General features: G+C 48.5%; 14 protein-coding genes and 1 CRISPR repeat array. Of the genes, 4 read left to right on the forward strand and 10 right to left on the reverse strand.

Going from position 1 to position 17156, the window contains the following annotated elements:
- Nucleotides 1-53 precede the first annotated feature (53 nt).
- From B5F54_RS01325 to ispD, 5 genes are all read right to left on the reverse strand, one after another.
- The gene (locus tag B5F54_RS01325; protein ID WP_087229381.1) at nucleotides 54-1334 is read right to left on the reverse strand and encodes a CdaR family protein; all 1281 of its coding nucleotides are present in this window, start codon (nucleotides 1332-1334) and stop codon (nucleotides 54-56) included.
- Nucleotides 1331-2212 carry a diadenylate cyclase CdaA gene (gene cdaA, locus B5F54_RS01330; protein ID WP_087229597.1) on the reverse strand — a complete coding sequence of 294 codons (882 nt, stop codon included), beginning with the start codon at nucleotides 2210-2212 and terminating at the stop codon, nucleotides 1331-1333. The genes B5F54_RS01325 and cdaA overlap by 4 nt, the downstream gene beginning before the upstream one ends.
- A gap of 131 nt (nucleotides 2213-2343) precedes the next feature.
- The gene (locus B5F54_RS01335) at nucleotides 2344-3486 is read right to left on the reverse strand and encodes an aminotransferase class V-fold PLP-dependent enzyme (protein ID WP_087229384.1); all 1143 of its coding nucleotides are present in this window, start codon (nucleotides 3484-3486) and stop codon (nucleotides 2344-2346) included.
- A complete protein-coding gene (locus B5F54_RS01340; RefSeq protein WP_207738211.1) occupies nucleotides 3483-3701 on the reverse strand; it encodes a DUF3343 domain-containing protein in 219 nt (72 codons plus the stop codon). Before B5F54_RS01340 ends, B5F54_RS01335 begins: the two co-directional genes overlap by 4 nt.
- A 96-nt stretch (nucleotides 3702-3797) precedes the next feature.
- Nucleotides 3798-4970 (reverse strand): 2-C-methyl-D-erythritol 4-phosphate cytidylyltransferase, encoded by a 1173-nt coding sequence (gene ispD / locus B5F54_RS01345; RefSeq protein WP_207651938.1) that lies wholly within the window; start codon nucleotides 4968-4970, stop codon nucleotides 3798-3800.
- Nucleotides 4971-5281: 311 nt separating this feature from the next.
- Here ispD and B5F54_RS01350 point away from each other — a divergent pair, with 311 nt between their 5' ends.
- On the forward strand, nucleotides 5282-5764 hold the full coding sequence (locus B5F54_RS01350; protein ID WP_087229390.1) for an acyl-CoA thioesterase: 483 nt from the start codon (nucleotides 5282-5284) through the stop codon (nucleotides 5762-5764).
- Nucleotides 5765-5938: 174 nt separating this feature from the next.
- Here the strand turns inward: B5F54_RS01350 and B5F54_RS01355 are convergent, their stop codons facing one another.
- The 5 genes from B5F54_RS01355 to cas1c form a co-directional block, all read right to left on the reverse strand.
- Entirely contained in the window at nucleotides 5939-6565 is a 627-nt protein-coding gene (locus B5F54_RS01355; protein WP_087229392.1) for a cytidylate kinase-like family protein, read from the reverse strand.
- 126 nt (nucleotides 6566-6691) lie between these two features.
- Nucleotides 6692-8872, reverse strand: coding sequence for a DNA topoisomerase III (locus B5F54_RS01360; protein ID WP_087229395.1), 2181 nt, complete (start codon nucleotides 8870-8872; stop codon nucleotides 6692-6694).
- A 166-nt stretch (nucleotides 8873-9038) separates the two neighbouring features.
- On the reverse strand, nucleotides 9039-10709 hold the full coding sequence (ptsP, locus tag B5F54_RS01365) for a phosphoenolpyruvate--protein phosphotransferase (RefSeq protein ID WP_172749494.1): 1671 nt from the start codon (nucleotides 10707-10709) through the stop codon (nucleotides 9039-9041).
- 222 nt (nucleotides 10710-10931) lie between these two features.
- Nucleotides 10932-12641: direct repeats of the CRISPR family, unit length 33 nt; unit sequence ATTTCAATCCACACCCTCCACACGGAGGGTGAC.
- Between the two features lie 175 nt (nucleotides 12642-12816).
- On the reverse strand, nucleotides 12817-13107 hold the full coding sequence (cas2, locus tag B5F54_RS01370) for a CRISPR-associated endonuclease Cas2 (RefSeq protein ID WP_087229400.1): 291 nt from the start codon (nucleotides 13105-13107) through the stop codon (nucleotides 12817-12819).
- Nucleotides 13108-13116: 9 nt separating this feature from the next.
- A complete protein-coding gene (gene cas1c / locus B5F54_RS01375) occupies nucleotides 13117-14148 on the reverse strand; it encodes a type I-C CRISPR-associated endonuclease Cas1c (protein ID WP_087229403.1) in 1032 nt (343 codons plus the stop codon).
- 189 nt (nucleotides 14149-14337) lie between these two features.
- On the opposite strand from cas1c, the gene B5F54_RS01385 reads away from it, so the two are divergent.
- Genes B5F54_RS01385 through B5F54_RS01395 form a run of 3 tightly spaced genes read left to right on the forward strand, consistent with a single transcriptional unit; the run spans nucleotide 14338 to nucleotide 17155 of the window.
- Complete coding sequence (locus B5F54_RS01385; RefSeq protein WP_087229406.1) at nucleotides 14338-14928, forward strand: MptD family putative ECF transporter S component; 591 nt, start codon at nucleotides 14338-14340, stop codon at nucleotides 14926-14928.
- Nucleotides 14928-15677, forward strand: coding sequence for an energy-coupling factor transporter transmembrane component T (locus B5F54_RS01390; RefSeq protein WP_087229409.1), 750 nt, complete (start codon nucleotides 14928-14930; stop codon nucleotides 15675-15677). The genes B5F54_RS01385 and B5F54_RS01390 overlap by 1 nt, the downstream gene beginning before the upstream one ends.
- A complete protein-coding gene (locus B5F54_RS01395) occupies nucleotides 15674-17155 on the forward strand; it encodes an ABC transporter ATP-binding protein (protein ID WP_087229412.1) in 1482 nt (493 codons plus the stop codon). Before B5F54_RS01390 ends, B5F54_RS01395 begins: the two co-directional genes overlap by 4 nt.
- Nucleotide 17156 lies beyond the last annotated feature (1 nt).

The following is a 17156-nucleotide window of genomic DNA, read 5'->3' on the forward strand; positions in this document are numbered from 1 at the left end:
AACCTGCCGTCAAACAGGCTTGCTCCTTTTCATAGGTCCTTGCATATCGCTTGTTATTCCATTTTTGCGCTCACACCAATATTGACCATATAGCTGCCATACACCCAGGAATTGGGTGCGCCCGTTACGGAAATCGTGACAGGGACTTCCGTCTGACCGGTAAATTGCTCTTTACCAGTCATATCAATCTGAGCCACCAGATTGTTTTCCGTAAACGCCTCAATTTCATCCGGCGGGCCGACAGCGGTCACGCTGAGACTCTGCGTATATACGGCCGCTTCGTATCCCGCGGGAAGATTCTTGAAGGTAATCGTCTCCGGGTTGAGGGAAACAGTCCGGGTTGTAAAAGTGTCCAAATCGATGCTCACTTTGGCCGTATAAATATTACTGACGTTTTTAAATCCCGTCGGCAAACTGACATCCACATCAAATTCATTGCTTGTGGGGCTGATCGTCGAAAAATCAATGGCGGGCAACGTGAGCTCGGAAATATTTGCAAACGCATCCTCTGGCCCAGCCACTTCGATTTCCTTTGGTTCGACGGTCACGCGGCTTTCAAAGCCGGTAAGGTTGCTCGGTCTCCCCGAGAATTCCACCTGTAAGGGCAAAACCTTTCGGTACAACACATTGCATGTGACTTCGACCGATTCCATGCTCAAAGTAAGATTATCGCTCTTAATTTCATTTCCATCTGCATCTAGCATTACCAGCCGGCCTGTAAAATGTTTGGTCTCTGTCAAAGGCGTCTTGTCCTGCTCATAAGGGATGGTCACCTTTGCGACCTGATCGACCTCTTGTTTTGGGCCGGAAACCGTCACGCTATCGCTAGAAAGGGTCGGCGTATTCAAATAGTACTGCGGGTCTACAGGCGGCGTAATCTGGCTGGTATCAATATTGAATACCTTTTCGCTGTAGTAATCCACAGTGACTAAAATGCTGGAAGGTTCAATCGAAACCACCTCATAGTTGGAGAGATTCCCCAATTTGGTGGCGGAAAGCTCCAATTTGTAGTTGCTTACTGGACCGGTCAAAGACGCTGCCTGTTTCGCTTCAATCTGCAAATCGGTATTTTTAACCTGGTTGACGGTCAGGCTGTTCCCTTTGATCGCCACTTTTGCCTTGGCGTTGATGGGGCTAAACACTTTTAGACCCGACTGCTGAGCCGAGTCCGACAAATTGACGACAATCGGCACATCTGTCACAGTACGTGGGATTTCCTCGGTATTGCGCGTGGCAAAAACAACCCAAATGACCAGCGCGACAAATACAGAGAAAATCAAAACAAATTTATTGTTATAGAATAAACTTCCTAAGCTAAATTTTTTATGGTTCATGATTTTCTTCCCCTCCTAATGGAAGGAATTCTGCTCGTACGTTTTTCACCGTTCGCATTTTCTTCCGGCAGAAGAAGCGCTTCCAGTGCGCTCTGCAACGTTTCACGCGTATAATTCCGCGTCAAAACCCCATTGACCGCAATGGAGATCTGTCCGGTTTCTTCGGATACGACCACGACGACCGCATCGGAGTTTTCACTCATTCCGATCGCAGCGCGGTGGCGGGTGCCAAGATCGACGCTGACGGTATCGCTTTTGGTCAGTGGAAGGATACAGCCAGCGGCATAGATCACTCCGTCACGGATCACCATCGCCCCGTCATGTAACGGCGCTTTATTCCAAAAGATGTTGCCAATCAGCGGCACCGAAGGCTCCGCGTTGACAATTGTACCTGTGTCAATGATGTCGCCAAGCTTTGTTTGCATTTCGAACACCATCAAAGCGCCTGTTTTGGATTTCTGAAATTTGCCAGACGCTTCCACGACTGCGTTAAGGCATTTCCGTTTTTTCTGCAGGGCTTTTTCCGCTTCCTCCGAAGAGATCTGGAACCAATATTTCCCACCCAATTTGCTGCGGCCAATTTGCTCCAACGCACGGCGAATTTCTGGCTGAAAGATCACCAACAGGGCAATAATGGTAAAATTGAAAAAATAATCCAATAAGGTCCTCATCATGTTCAAATGGATCACAACAGAGGCAGCATAGACCCCCATCAGGATGATGATTCCCTTGACCAGTTGCTCTGCCCGTGTTTCGCGGATCAACTTAATTCCATTATAAATAATAAAGGAGACCAGCAATACATCCAATGCGTCGCTCAAACTGAAAGTATGGATCAACGCAACAAATGTATCCCAAAGCCCGGTAATAAAATCCATATTCTCTTGCACCCACTATCTTCCGCTTTTCACAAGCTCTCAATCTATTTTTAACGTTCGTATGCCTTCATATAATAAAAATATCCAATATAATATTATCACAATTAATGGGATATGCAAATGCTTTTCCCCTATTTTCTATGAATTTTCATAACCGTGTTGGAGAACGCACGGATCTCATTCATATTATTAAAGGCGGACGGGCATACACGCACAGCCCCCTGCTGCAAAGTCCCAAAGCTCTCGTGAGCCCTAGGCGCACAGTGCAACCCCGCACGGACGGCGATCCCCGCCGCATTTAACCTCTGCGCTACAGCCTCGCTGTTGGCCTCCTTTATATTGAAGGAAAGCACAGGGGCAAAGTACGGCTCCACAGGCTCCGGTGTGTAAAGCTGAACCCCTTCCATCTTGGATAGGCTTCGGTATAATGCCTGGATCAGCCCCAGCTCATGCCGGTAGATCCGTTCAATCCCCTTGCTTTTCACAAAAGAAATCCCTGCACGTATCCCGGCAATCCCCGGGATGTTGATGGTCCCACTTTCCAGGCGGTCGGGCATGGTCTCCGGTTGCTCCAATGAGATGGATGCCGTCCCGGTCCCGCCTTCCATCAACGTTTCCATGGACGCCCCATGCGGTGTAATCAAAATTCCCGTCCCCATGGGGGCATAGAGCCCTTTATGGGCAGCCACACAGAGATAGTCGAATTGAAACTCCTGCATATCAACCGGCAGCACGCCCGCGCTTTGTGCGCAATCCACAGCAATCGGGACCCCATACTCGTGCCCCAGTGCAGCTAAACGCTCAATGGGCAGACGAATGCCCCACACATTGGAAACATGCGTGCAGACGATCAATTTGGTATTGGCGCGCAGTGCCTTCCGGAAGGCGTCTACCGTAGCGTCGTTATCCCCAGGGACTACCTGCGCCTCTGTATAAGTGACGCCCCTCTTTTGGAGCGCTTGGAGAGGGCGCATGACGGCATTGTGCTCCAAATTGGAGGTGACCACATGATCCCCGGATTTTAACACACCTTTTAAGACGAAATTGATCGCTTGCGTACAATTGAGTGTAAACACTACGCACTCTGGGCCTGGCGCGTGGAAAAATTCTGCCACAGCCGTCCGGCACCGGTACAGCTCTTCCGCTGTCTCCATGGACATCGTATGGCCTGCCCGGCCTGGATTTGCCCCGTATTTTCGCATCGCTTCGTCAACTGCACGAATCACCTGCGGCGGCTTTGGGTAGGTGGTCGCGGCGTTATCGAAATAAATCATCCCACGTCCTCCCTTTCCGTCCGGCCCAGGACCCGAATGCCAGCTCGTGTCAAAATGGCCTCCGCCTCGTCGGTGCGGTTGGGGACATATATACTGTATCCGCATCCAGCGTTTTCATTGCTGTGCGGTGTTCTCTCTACATAGGACTTGATCCCGTGTTGAAAAAGCAGGTCTCGCCCCTTCATCGCGTATGTGATGGAGCTAACCATAAGCATAGGCTTGCCCACAAGTATCACCTCTCTGTTTTTATTACCAGAGTATGCTACAAACAAGCCCTTTGACTATTTCCTTAGAAAGAACAACCTGCCCCTTTATTTTTCCAACAAGCACACCGCATGAGCGGCGATCCCCTGCTTTTCCCCTGTAAATCCGAGCCCTTCTTCCGTTGTAGCCTTCACGCTAACCTGCCCAAGTTCCATTCCACTCGCCTCAGCCAAACGGCTGCGCATCATCTCAATATAAGGCTTGAGCTTTGGTTCCTGGGCCAAAACCGTCGCGTCGATATTTACAATCCGGCAGCCGTGTTTCTGCAAGATATGGACCACCTGCCGCAGCAGCGCCAAGCTGTCTGCGCCGCTGTAAGCTGGGTCTGTGTCCGGGAACCATGTTCCAATATCGCCCAGCGCCGCTGCTCCCAGCAACGCATCCATCACGGCATGGGTCAATACATCGGCATCCGAATGCCCCAAAAGGCCTTTATCATAAGGGATTTCAACACCACCCAAAACCAGTTTCCGGCCGGGCACCAGCCGGTGGACATCGTAGCCGTGCCCAATTCGCATAGGATCGCCCCTTTCTTTCTTGAGGAGCGCCTCCGCCGCAGGGAGGTCCTCCGGGGTTGTAATCTTGATATTTGTATAACCGCCGGTGACCAAATGGACCATTTTTCCCAAATGCTCCACCAGTTGGCAGTCGTCCGTATAATCCGCGCCTTCTTGCGCTGCAACTTGCATCGCCTGTTCGTAGAGACCCCGTTCAAAAACCTGCGGAGTCTGCACCGCGCGCAGGGAGCTGCGATCCGGCGTAGAACAAACAAATCCATCCGTATTCTGCATTTTAATCGTATCTTTCACCAACGTGCAAAGCGCGGCAGCTCCATAAGTCCGGGCATCCTGTACGGTGGCGTCGATCTCCTCAGGGCGAATCAGCGGACGCGCCCCATCATGAATAGCCAAATACTCCGTTTCCTTTGGTACGGCAGCCAGTCCCGCAGCGACAGAGCGCTGCCGGGTCGCTCCCCCCGCTACAACGGCGCACAACTTTCCAATTGCATGCTGATCCGCTAAACACTGTACAGCTGCCTGATCCTCCGGGCGGCAAACTACAACGATGCTGGAAATGCTCGCCGCCCGCTCAAAGGCAAGCAGCGTATGTACAATAACCGGCTTCCCCCCCAACAAAAGGAACTGCTTGGACATTCCCATCCCCATGCGGCTGGAGTTTCCCGCCGCGACAAGGATGGCGCAACAAGACTCTTCCGGCATCTCACCGCCTCCTTTCTGCATAGGAACCATTATAGCTACAAAAACTACCTGGTGCAACTACAATCCTGTTACCTCTACCAGGCTGATTGCAATCTTTTGTTCATTCTTTCAGCCTCTTGTACAAACCAGCTTTACAGAACCGGGCATTTTACGTTATAATTAGAAAAGAAAATCTTGGAATCCAGGTAAATCGTAAATTTTTTGTGATTGGTATTCTGTGCAAGTGTGGCCTTCAAAAGGGCCTTGGCGCCAACAGATCCACACCTATTCAAAATCCTGCACTCCAAAATCATGTTTAAAGGAATGATCCTATGGAATCCAACATCCCTGCAAAACGTGTGGCAGACTCTGAAGTCGAACAGGTACAAGCCATCATGCCTAACCATTTGAATGGGGCTGGCCGCGTATTCGGCGGACAGCTGGCCGCCTGGATTGATGTTGTAGGCGGAATCGTCGCGCGGCGACATTCCAATCGGAATGTCACAACCGCCGCAATTGATAATCTCCAATTTAAAGAAGCGGTTTATGCGAACAGTACAGTCGTCCTGCATGGGAAAATCACCTACGTCGGGCGTACCTCTATGGAAGTGCGCGTCGATAGTTTTGTGGAAAGCCTCTCCGGGGAGCGAAAACTTGTAAACACCGCCTATCTGGTGGAAGTCGCCTTGGATGACCAGGGCAACCCTACCGCTGTTCCCGGGCTGATTCTGGAGAATTTCCAAGATCGTGCCGAATGGGAAGCCGGTGAAAAACGCCGGGAACTTCGCCATCAGCGCCATCGTGAGGCATTTTAAAGCGATTGCCCATTTAAAACCGCGTCAAAGGGATATCTGTTTTCCAGGAGAGGACGGAATCCTTGGCCTCCCCCTGGAAATATGGAAAGGCCTTTGCCATTCAACATCTATAAAAGCTCCCCTCGGATTCTCAAGAAAGAATCCGAGGGGAGCTTTTTACAACGAACGGCGCCTTTAATCGCCGAGTTTAATCTCCATATAAGCCTTTACTAGCGCCACACATTTTTCCCAGCCAAGGTCGCTGCTGTTGAGGCAAAGGTCGTAGTTATCTGCATTATGCCAATCGCGTCCAGTAAAATAGAGATAGTAATCCCCACGGCGTTTGTCCACTTTGCGGATATACCGTTTGGCCTCCTCTTCGTCCATATTTCCATGAACCATCATGGTCTTTTCTACGCAATAGTCAAACGGGGCGTGTACGTATACGCGCACAACGTTTTTGTAGTCTTTTAATACAAAATCTGCGCACCGCCCAATAATCACACAGGATTCTTTCTCCGCTAAATCGCGGATCACCTTTGCCTGATAATTAAATAAATTCTGATCGGAAACAAAATCTTCGCTATCTGGGGGAATCACTTCGCCTGTGTACGCACTTTTACGCGGCTTAAACAGACGCGGCGTTTTGAGCTTCTCATCCACCTCTGCAAAAAGGTGCTCATTGATCCCACTTTCGTCGGATGCAAGCCGCAACAACTCCATATCGTAATATTTGACGCCCAGATCCTCCGCCAACATTTTGCCGATTGTCTTGCCACCGCTTCCATATCCGCGCGCGACTGTAATCACAAACGGTTTCATCGAAACGCCCTCCCTGTGATGTAGAATGAAGCTTCCAAAAATTTGTTGTACCCTCTATTCTTATTATAAAATATTACACATGAAATAACAAGGATTTCCAGAATGTTTTTGTGCGAATCCACATGCTCATTCTGATCCTTTTTTCTTCGCCGCTTCTAAGCTCTTCGCCCACGCGGCTGCAAATGCACTGACGCCTGGATCTTTCTTCTGGTTTTGATTTCTCAAATACTGTTGTACATCCCGTTTCGATGCACTGGACCGCTTTTCCCGGCTTTCAAAAAACTTATCCGCCTTGGAGCGGAAACCGCAGCGGCATGCGAATGTCTTATTGTCCCCCTCGCCAAAGAGTTCCATAAACTTATGGCAATTGGGGCAGCGCACCCGCGTCTCCGTCACAACATTGCGGCGATAGCCGCATTCCCGGTCCTGGCATACCAACATTTTGCCTTTTTTGGTGTTGACCATCAGCAGATGCTTTCCGCACTCCGGGCATATCTTCTGGGTCATGTTTTCGTGCACATAGGTCGCCTCGCTATTGGCAACCGTTTTGACCAAAGCGGTCGCGTATCCCTTGATCTCTTTGATAAAAGCACCCCGATTTTCTTTGCCCTGGCTGATCCCTTCCAACCGCTGTTCCCAGCGCGCTGTGAGAAGAGGTTCCTTCAGATCCGGCGGCACAAGGCCGATCAGTTGCATGCCTTTCGACGTTGGAACCAGCGAATTCCCTCTCTTCTCTACATAAAAGGAACTGAACAGCTTTTCAATGATGTCCGCGCGGGTAGCAGGCGTTCCCAGTCCGCCGCCGATATATTCCTTCATCTTTTTATCCTCGATGAACTTTGAAGGATTCTCCATAGCGGAAAGGAGCGTCGCCTCTGTATAGCGGGCAGGCGGAGCGGTTTTCTGCGCTTTGAGTTGGATGTTTTTACACACAAAGGAATCCCCTTGGCGCAGGTTTGGAAGCACCTGCTCTGCGGCTTCTTCTTCGTCCTCTTCGATGCCTTTTTCGACCTTTTTCCACCCCAGCTCGATAATCTCACGGCCGGCCGCAGAAAACGACTCGCCCTCAGCGGTCAATTCCACACGGATTTTCTTAAAGTCATAGCTCGGATAGAAACAGGTCAGGAACCGTTTGACGACCAGCGTATAGATCCTTCTCTCTTCCTGGTTCAAGCTGAGCAAATTGACCTGCTCCTCCGTGGGGATGATCGCATGATGATCGGTCACCTTCGCATTGTTGACGCACGCATGGGAAATGCTCTTCCGGGTACGGAATATCTCCCCTACAATGGGGCCAAACTCCCCGTGGTTCACCGCACGCAGGCGCTCCGGCAGCGTCGGTACAAGATCTGCAGTCAGATACCGGGAATCCGTGCGGGGATACGTAAGCGCTTTATGGGTTTCATACAGCCGCTGCATGATGTTTAACGTCTGCTTGGGGGAGTATTGGTACAATTTATTTGCATCGCGCTGCAATTCTGTCAGGTCATAGAGCATCGGTGGCGGTGTCGAACCAAATGTTTTTTTTACTTCGGTGATGCGAAACTTCTTTTCTCGGATCTTCTCCGCGATGGCATCTGCCTTCTCCTTGTCTGAAATTGCGGTCTGATTCTTGCCATTGTGCCAAGTCACAAAGAAGTTTCCCAGGTCAGCGCGAACTGTATAGTAGTCTTTCGGGACAAAGCGGCGAATCTCCTCTTCCCGCTGAACAAGCAACGCCAAGGTCGGCGTCTGCACACGCCCCGCAGATAGCTGTGCGTTAAATTTGCAGGTCAGCGCGCGGGTGACATTGAGCCCGACCAGCCAATCCGCTTCTGCACGGGACTGGGCCGACATATACAGGTTATAATACGCCTTTCCATCCTTTAAGTTTGCAAACCCCTCGCGGATGGCGCGATCCGTTTGGGAAGAGATCCACAGGCGTTTGACTGGCTTATGGAAGCCTGCTTTTTCCAAGATCCAGCGTGCGACCAGTTCTCCCTCCCGGCCGGCGTCCGTTGCAATAACCAAGGAGCCAACTTCCGGACTATGCAACAATTTTTTTACAACGCTATATTGCTTGCTCGTTTCAGGAATGACTTTCAATTCCATTTTTTCCGGCAGCATCGGCAGGGTATCCATGCTCCAAGTCTTGTACTGTTCTCCGTACGCCTCCGGTTCAGCCAGCTCCACAAGATGTCCCAACGCCCATGTCACAATATATTGCCCACCGGACAGATACCCATTGCCGCCCTGCCTGCATCCAAGCACCCGCGCCAGCTCTCTTCCGACAGACGGTTTTTCCGCCAATACCAATGTCTTTGCCATCGTTTGAACCCTCATTCTTTCTCTATCATTTTATTATGGAAACACACCCCATCCATCTCTCCGCACACATTTCAGGGATGTAATGAATCTTTTTCTCGATGCGCATGATCGCACGCTATATAGAAAAAGGACATGAAAGCCACGTCCTCTTTCTGCCAATCGTTTTCTATCCGTTGCAATATTTTTGGATAATCCGATCTTTATGCTTTCCAAGCGTTGTTTGCCGCACGATACGGCGCAATTCCAACACCGCAGATGGAGCGACAGAAAGCTCTTCCACCCCCATCGCAAGGTAAAATCGTAACAGTTCCGCATCTGCCGCCGATTCACCGCAGATGCTTGTCCAGATTCCATGCTTCTTGGCGTTTGCCACCGTCATATCAATCATGCGAAGTACCGCTGGATGCCGTGGATTATACAACGAAGCGATCGAATCATTCATTCGGTCTGTTGCGAGAATGTACTGTGTCAAATCGTTCGTTCCAATGCTAAAAAAATCCACCATCGATGCAAGACGGTCGCTCAGAATAACCGCGGCCGGTGTTTCGATCATAATCCCTATTTCAATCTTGTCAGCCACCGGAACTCCTTCTGCTTCCAACGACGCACGTGCTTGTTGCAACAATGCTTTCGCCTTTATAACCTCCTCTTCGGATGTCACAACCGGAAATAGAACCGCAGCTTTCCCATAGACGGACGCCCGCAAAATTGCCCGAAGCTGTGTCAAAAACAAATCCGGCCGGCGCAAGCTGAAGCGTATCGCCCGAAACCCCATAGCAGGATTGACGCGGTCTCCATAGCGCCACTGGCTGATCTCCGGCTCTTCGCTGACATCGAGTGTCCGGATGACCACGCGCTTCCCCTGCATCTTTTCCAGAACTTTTTTATAGGCTTGGAACTGCCCCTCTTCGGAACAATCCATATTGTTCCCCAAATAAAGGAACTCTGTACGCAGTAGGCCGATTCCATCGGCGTCATTGTCCAAAACCTGCTGCACATCTTCCACATGCCCAATATTGGCATGGATGTCGATGCGATAGCCATCCCGCGTCACAGAGGGACAGCCGCGCAATTCATGAAGCGCATGCAAATGCAAAAAGTATTCATATTGCTTTTCGCCATATTCTCTCAGCGCCATAGTATCTGGATTTAAAACGACGTCGCCTGTAAAACCATCCACAACCACGGTCTCTGCCTGGACCAAAGATTGATAGGAATCCTCCAAGCCAACCACATAGGGGATCCCTGCATTACGCAAAAGGATTGCGGCATGCGAGTAACGGGAACCGCTTTTCGATAAAAAAGCAAGCACTTTTCTGCGATTAAATGTAACCGCCTCGCTTGGTAAGAGCTCTTCCACAGCTACAATTCCCTTTTCCCGCATTCCATTCAACTGTTCTGCGTAATCCGGATTTAAATAGCGCAGCAAATGCCTAGCGACATCCCGAATATCCGTGTCACGCGCCCGCATGTACTCGTCTTCCATCTCAGAAAAAAACTGATAAAAATGCTGGGCGGTCATATAAACGGCCGACTCTGCTGTCATATGATCGTGAAGAATGTGGCTTTGGATATGATCAAAAAATTCATGATCTTCCAAGAGCATAATATGACTTTTAAAAATCAACGAATCTTCGGCTCCAAATTTATGTAGCGCTTGGCGATAGAGCTTGTTGATCTTCCGCTCTGCTGCCGTGCGCGCAGCATACAGGCGCTGAATCTCAATGTTTGCATCGGCAGCAGGCGGCATGTTTTTCATCTCTGCAGGATTCTGCCGGATGCAGAGCTTTCCGATTGCGATTCCCTTGGATGCTGCTACTCCGCAAATCGTTCGCATACTGCCACCTCCCATGCAATTGTGTTGCTTTGGTTGCAAACCACTTTATATTGTTTAATCTTATCGCAAAAAGGAGGACTGTGTCAACCTCTCACCTATCACACTTATACACGGACACTCCCAGCAAAATCTTATCAATAAACTTCGTCCATAGTGTGTTTCAGCCGCGCTTTCCGTATAGAGAATGGTCAAGGGATCTGTCAGGGTAAACATCGGACAGGTATTTCAACCCACACCCTCCACACGGAGGGTGACCGTAGAAAGAACGGAGCACTTTGAAGTGGTAGCAGATTTCAATCCACACCCTCCACACGGAGGGTGACCGTACTTTCGCAACGGCTTTGCGTGCAGTATACGATTTCAATCCACACCCTCCACACGGAGGGTGACGTTTACCCGGTCGGCGATCGTTTTTGCCACCTCAATTTCAATCCACACCCTCCACACGGAGGGTGACGGAGCGCTTGCTACGCTATGCAATCCTGCGAGGATTTCAATCCACACCCTCCACACGGAGGGTGACACATACTCCAGCAGGGCAAACAGCCGCCCGGAGAATTTCAATCCACACCCTCCACACGGAGGGTGACAGTTTACTTCCCGTAAGACTTTGCTGCTGTCCGATTTCAATCCACACCCTCCACACGGAGGGTGACACCAGCATAGCAGCGACAAGACACAACATACTTATTTCAATCCACACCCTCCACACGGAGGGTGACAAAATGCCATAGGGGAACAGGCATATTGGTCAGATTTCAATCCACACCCTCCACACGGAGGGTGACTTACGCGCACTGCTCACTCGCGCACTGATCCTGATTTCAATCCACACCCTCCACACGGAGGGTGACATAAGGAGTTATATAATATAACCACAGGAAACGATTTCAATCCACACCCTCCACACGGAGGGTGACCAGCTCCATATTTTCCAAAGTTTTAGCAACGTTAATTTCAATCCACACCCTCCACACGGAGGGTGACTAGAGGGGACGCGAGAGATTACAGAAATCAAACAAATTTCAATCCACACCCTCCACACGGAGGGTGACATGACTACACAAGAGTGGAAAAAAAGAATTTGGATTTCAATCCACACCCTCCACACGGAGGGTGACTATATCCATTACACTCCTCCGTACTGTTTCCTCCAATTTCAATCCACACCCTCCACACGGAGGGTGACCATACTCCAGCAGGGCAAACAACCGCCCGGAGAATTTCAATCCACACCCTCCACACGGAGGGTGACTTGCAGGTAGATCTACAATAGCCTGCCAGATATTTTATTTCAATCCACACCCTCCACACGGAGGGTGACGCTTTATTTTCCTATTGAATTGACAATTGATATGGTATTTCAATCCACACCCTCCACACGGAGGGTGACGCAGTTTTATCCGGTGTTTCAGGCTATAGCAGATATAATTTCAATCCACACCCTCCACACGGAGGGTGACTAAAAGTTAGTGCCAGTTTTGCGGGGTTTAAAGCATTTCAATCCACACCCTCCACACGGAGGGTGACTTTGAGCACAAATAATGACCAAACAACGACCAAATTTCAATCCACACCCTCCACACGGAGGGTGACGGAGGGAGAGGAGGACACCTGATGGACATTTCTGATTTCAATCCACACCCTCCACACGGAGGGTGACAGGTGTTTGGACGATTGATGACTTTGTGTTACCTATTTCAATCCACACCCTCCACACGGAGGGTGACTGGTGCTTTCGCTTTGCATATTACCCAGCATGCCAATTTCAATCCACACCCTCCACACGGAGGGTGACATCTTTTTCATGGTTAACGCTCCTTTCAATTTTCCATTTCAATCCACACCCTCCACACGGAGGGTGACAATCTCTGTGCAGAAACACCGCCAAGGTTAGAGATTTCAATCCACACCCTCCACACGGAGGGTGACAGCAAATACAAACAATTATATCACATTTGTACATCTATCGATTGTACAATCTATCCTATAATCTAACACCGATCCATTCGATATAGAAATATCGCCTCCTCTGCTATAAGAAAATCATCTCAAATTCCGTGCGAACCCCCTTGGACTTGTCTGTGCGCTTCCGGTTCGCACTTTCCTAAACCATAAGAACACCTTCCGCTTCATACGTGGGTTTTGCTCCTATATGTTCCACTTTCGTTTTATAATTGTTTCCCAAGTAATAAAAGCGTAGACTGTCCTGTTTTGGATCGATGATCTGCTCTAAGATGTGCTTCACTTGGAAGCACTGTGCGGCATCCAAAATACATTCAAAAACCGAATTTTGAACCCGTTGGCCGTAGTTCACACACTGTTTTGCGACTTTTCGAAGCCGTTTCCTGCCTGCCGCTGTTTCTGTATTGACATCATAAGTGATTAAGACCAACATAGCATTTCCTCATTTCCACAAAAACGGTGGGTATTCGTCCAAATCCCCACGCAAGCAACGATTGAGCAGCATTGCCTGCACATAGGGGACTAATCCCCATGGAATTTTTTCCTGCAAAAATGGATGCTGAATCTGTTCCTGCTTTTTTGTCTGCCATCCAGTTAGTACGGCTTTTCGCGTTTCATCATCCATTCGAACAGCTCCCGTCTCCTGTTGATAGAACCCTTTTTCTATGATCACACGATTGTTAATCAGAGACAGCACAAAGCGATCTGCAAAAATGCTGCGCAGTTCTTCCATTAAGTCCAATGCCAAGGAGGTTCTGCCGGGCCTCTCCCGGTGCAAAAATCCAATGTATGGGTCCAATCCAACCGCTTCCAAGGCAGCGCAGCAATCATTGGCCAACAATGTGTATACAAACGAAAGCAGCGCATTGACATTGTCCAGCGGCGGGCGGCGGTTCCTTCCATGAAAATAGAAGGCCTTTTTGTTTTGTAAGATGCACTGATCGAATACACGGAAGTATTGTTCCGCCGCAGCCCCCTCGAATCCACGCAGTTGTTCATCGCTGGTGCATTCCCGTATGGAGGGCAATAAATCACTCATTTGTTTCGAAACTTGTTTTAGACCGGCAACATCCACGCGCATCGCGTGGTCACGCGTTGTACGTTCTAAAACCCAACGGCTATTAAACACTTTTCCAAAAACAAAGTTTCTCGCATAACGGGTCCGCGTGACCGGGTCGTCCGAGACACGCACCTGTTGGATGCGCAATAAAACATTTCCCTGAGCTTTTCCGCATGCCGCAGCTAAAAAGCGGCCATTGGGGGTTAGAAAGGCCAAACGGATTCCCCGATCAGTACATGCCCCCATCAACGCAGGGCTTGCTCCCTTATAGCCGAAATATAAGATCTGTTCTAGTGTATGCAAAGGAACGCGCAATACGGTTTCCTCTTCCCGGTAGACCACTACATTTTCTCCGTCGAGCGCCAAATAGGTGTCCGGTGAAGTCACAAACAGGGTGTTGAGCAGTTTTCTCATGGTTCTTCCCCCTGTAAATTGGATTCTATGTAGGTTTTTGCGGAGCGCCTTCCACAAAGCTTGGGCAAGCAAAGTTCCTTCAGAGAGCATGCATTGCAGCTTTTCGACGGCTTAACTTTTGGAGTATAGCGACGGTTATAATAGTCAAACATGGACAATAAACACAAAAAGTCAGGAGGATTGATTACTATGAATACGAAAACGGCTCGGATTGGAGCAAAAGACCTTGTTACAGTTGGCATTTATTCAGCCATCTATCTTGTCATTACCTGTGCGCTGGCTTTTTTAAGCCTGATTCCAATTATGTATCCGCTAATGACGATTATCTGCCCGATTGTCGGAGGCATCCCCTTTATGCTCTTTCTGACGAAAACAAAAAAATTTGGCATGATTACCATTATGGGCATTTTGATGGGCCTTGTCATGCTTTTGACTGGTATGGGATATTGGAGCCTTATTACAGGAGTAATTGCTGGACTTTTGGCTGACCTTGTATGGAAAGCTGGAAGATATTCCAGCGCAAAAATGAGTATCGTAACAAATGGAGTATTCAGCCTTTGGTATATCGGCAACTATATGGCGGTATTTGTAACCAGAGAGGCTTACTTTCAGCACGCAGTTGAAAGCTATGGTCAGGCATGGGCCGATACGATTCAAACTTACCTGCCAAATTGGATGGCGGTTGTGCTGTTAATCGTTTGCTTTATCAGCGGACTTGTGGGTGGTTTGATTGGAAAGAGCCTGTTGAAAAAGCATTTCAAGAAAGCAGGAATAGCATAATGTCCTGGGAATTGCTGAGTGCCTCAAAAAAATCAAAGGGAGTTACTCTCGATCCGCGCACAAAACTAATCGTGTTGATTACTATTTGCTTTTTGGTTCTCGGCGGCGAGGGCGGCGGTCTTGCGTTGGTTACAAAGCCAATGCTGACCGCTATCCCCATTCTGCTACTTTTCTGTTTTGGAAAAAAGAAAGCGGCTCTCGTTTGCGTGATCATTTATGTGACCTGCTATCTTGGGGAACAGTTTGTTGTGCCTGTGACTACCGGGGCTACAAATTTTGTTTTGCTCTTTTTGTGCGGCTTTATTTCCCGTGTGTTGCCAGGACTGGCAATGGGATATTACACCGTTCGTACAACAACAGTCAGTGAGCTTGTAGCCGCCATGCAACGTATTCATTTGACGGAAAAGCTGATTATTCCTCTGTCTGTTATGTTCCGCTTTTTCCCCACAGTGGGCGAGGAATACCATGCGATTGGTGACGCTATGCGGATGCGGGGGATTCGGTTTGGCGGGAAGAAAACTGTCAAAATGCTGGAATATCGGTTTGTCCCGATGATGATTTGCTCTATTAAAATTGGTGAGGAATTGTCTGCGGCGGCTTTAACCCGCGGACTTGGAGCGCCAGTACGTCGTACTAATATCTGCAAGATCGGGTTTAAGGCATTAGATATAGTTCTCATTACATTTTGTGCTGTGCTTTTTATTCTGACCATCTTACGGAAAATTGGACTGCTGGGGGTGTTGGCATGATTGAATTTCAAAATGTTTCTTTTGCCTATGAAAACGGCGATCATGCCGGGCAGCTTCATAACATCAATTTTACGATTCCGGACGGTCAGGTTGTCCTGCTCTGCGGTGAGTCAGGCTGTGGGAAAACCACATTGACCAGGCTGTTAAACGGACTTATACCAAGCTATTATGAGGGACGGCTTGAGGGGAGCGTTTTTATTGATGGGAAAAGTATTGTAGAAAAACCGTTGTACGAAATTGCTTCTCTGACAGGCTCGGTATTTCAAAATCCACGGAGTCAGTTTTTTGCCGTTGATACAAATTCTGAATTGGCTTTCGGATGTGAAAACTTGGGGATAGCGGAAAATGAGATTATCGCCCGGATGAAAAGAACAGTGGCGGAGCTGCATATTGAAACGTTGATGGACAGAAGTATCTTTGCGCTTTCAGGAGGAGAAAAGCAAAAAATAGCTTGTGCGTCGGCAGCCATGATGGAGCCGGAGGTTTTTGTATTAGATGAACCATCTTCCAATCTGGATATAAAATCTATTCGTGAACTTGCAGAAGTTATTACACTTTGGAAAAATCAAGGCAAAACTATTTTAATTGCTGAACACAGACTAAGTTATTTAATGGATTTGGCAGACCGCGTTCTTTACATGAAAGACGGACAGATTGAGAATGACTTCTCAATAGCTGATTTCCGAAAAATCCCCCCGGATGAAATATCGCGTATGGGACTTCGTTCTCTTTACCCGGTGACATTCCACAATCATCACACTTTTACAGCAAAGAACAAAGACGAAATCATTTTATCCGATTTCCGATTTGCGTATGCTGAGAGTTTAGTGTTAAAAGTTGAACATCTTGTAATTCCACAAGGCAGCATTGTGGGGGTTATAGGCAATAATGGCGCAGGAAAAACAACTTTCGCCCGTTGCTTATGTGGTTTGGAAAAAAAGGCATCCGGGGCAATTACGATAAAGGGGAAAACTTACTTACGAAAAAAACGTCTCAATCAATGTTATATGGTGATGCAAAATCCAAGCCATCAACTTTTTACAGAAGATGTGTTGGATGAAGTTCTTTTGAGTATGGATGGAGACGAAGAAGAAAATCGGCCAATAGCAGAGAAAATTTTATCTGATCTAAATTTGACGCCATTTACTGAACGGCATCCTATGTCTTTGTCTGGTGGTCAGCAACAACGAGTGGCAGTAGCCAGCGCTGTGGCATCTGGCCGGGAAATCATGATTTTTGATGAACCGACCAGCGGATTAGACTTTCGCCACATGGAGGAAGTCGCAAATGTGCTTAGAAAATTGCAAAAAGCGGGAAAAACATTGTTCATTATTACGCATGACCCGGAATTGATAGAAAGATGCTGTGATTACTTCATTTTCATTGAAAATGGAGAAGTGAGTTGGCATGGCGGCTGGAATTTGCAAAATAAACAGCAGTTAGAATTATTCTTCGGGCCACAAAGGAAAAGGAGATGAA

Source organism: Anaeromassilibacillus sp. An250, assembly GCF_002159845.1.
GTDB lineage: Bacteria > Bacillota > Clostridia > Oscillospirales > Acutalibacteraceae > Anaeromassilibacillus > Anaeromassilibacillus stercoravium.

What these genes read in the sequence shown, in the direction of transcription:
- B5F54_RS01395 (WP_087229412.1), top strand. Translation starts at nt 15,674, where the DNA reads ATGATTGAATTTCAAAATGTTTCTTTTGCCTATGAAAACGGCGATCAT.
- B5F54_RS01340 (WP_207738211.1), bottom strand. Translation starts at nt 3,701, where the DNA reads ATGCTTATGGTTAGCTCCATCACATACGCGATGAAGGGGCGAGACCTG.
- B5F54_RS01355 (WP_087229392.1), bottom strand. Translation starts at nt 6,565, where the DNA reads ATGAAACCGTTTGTGATTACAGTCGCGCGCGGATATGGAAGCGGTGGC.
- ptsP (WP_172749494.1), bottom strand. Translation starts at nt 10,709, where the DNA reads ATGCGAACGATTTGCGGAGTAGCAGCATCCAAGGGAATCGCAATCGGA.
- B5F54_RS01360 (WP_087229395.1), bottom strand. Translation starts at nt 8,872, where the DNA reads ATGGCAAAGACATTGGTATTGGCGGAAAAACCGTCTGTCGGAAGAGAG.
- cas1c (WP_087229403.1), bottom strand. Translation starts at nt 14,148, where the DNA reads ATGAGAAAACTGCTCAACACCCTGTTTGTGACTTCACCGGACACCTAT.
- B5F54_RS01350 (WP_087229390.1), top strand. Translation starts at nt 5,282, where the DNA reads ATGGAATCCAACATCCCTGCAAAACGTGTGGCAGACTCTGAAGTCGAA.
- B5F54_RS01335 (WP_087229384.1), bottom strand. Translation starts at nt 3,486, where the DNA reads ATGATTTATTTCGATAACGCCGCGACCACCTACCCAAAGCCGCCGCAG.
- B5F54_RS01390 (WP_087229409.1), top strand. Translation starts at nt 14,928, where the DNA reads ATGTCCTGGGAATTGCTGAGTGCCTCAAAAAAATCAAAGGGAGTTACT.
- cdaA (WP_087229597.1), bottom strand. Translation starts at nt 2,212, where the DNA reads ATGGATTTTATTACCGGGCTTTGGGATACATTTGTTGCGTTGATCCAT.
- B5F54_RS01325 (WP_087229381.1), bottom strand. Translation starts at nt 1,334, where the DNA reads ATGAACCATAAAAAATTTAGCTTAGGAAGTTTATTCTATAACAATAAA.
- B5F54_RS01385 (WP_087229406.1), top strand. Translation starts at nt 14,338, where the DNA reads ATGAATACGAAAACGGCTCGGATTGGAGCAAAAGACCTTGTTACAGTT.
- cas2 (WP_087229400.1), bottom strand. Translation starts at nt 13,107, where the DNA reads ATGTTGGTCTTAATCACTTATGATGTCAATACAGAAACAGCGGCAGGC.
- ispD (WP_207651938.1), bottom strand. Translation starts at nt 4,970, where the DNA reads ATGCCGGAAGAGTCTTGTTGCGCCATCCTTGTCGCGGCGGGAAACTCC.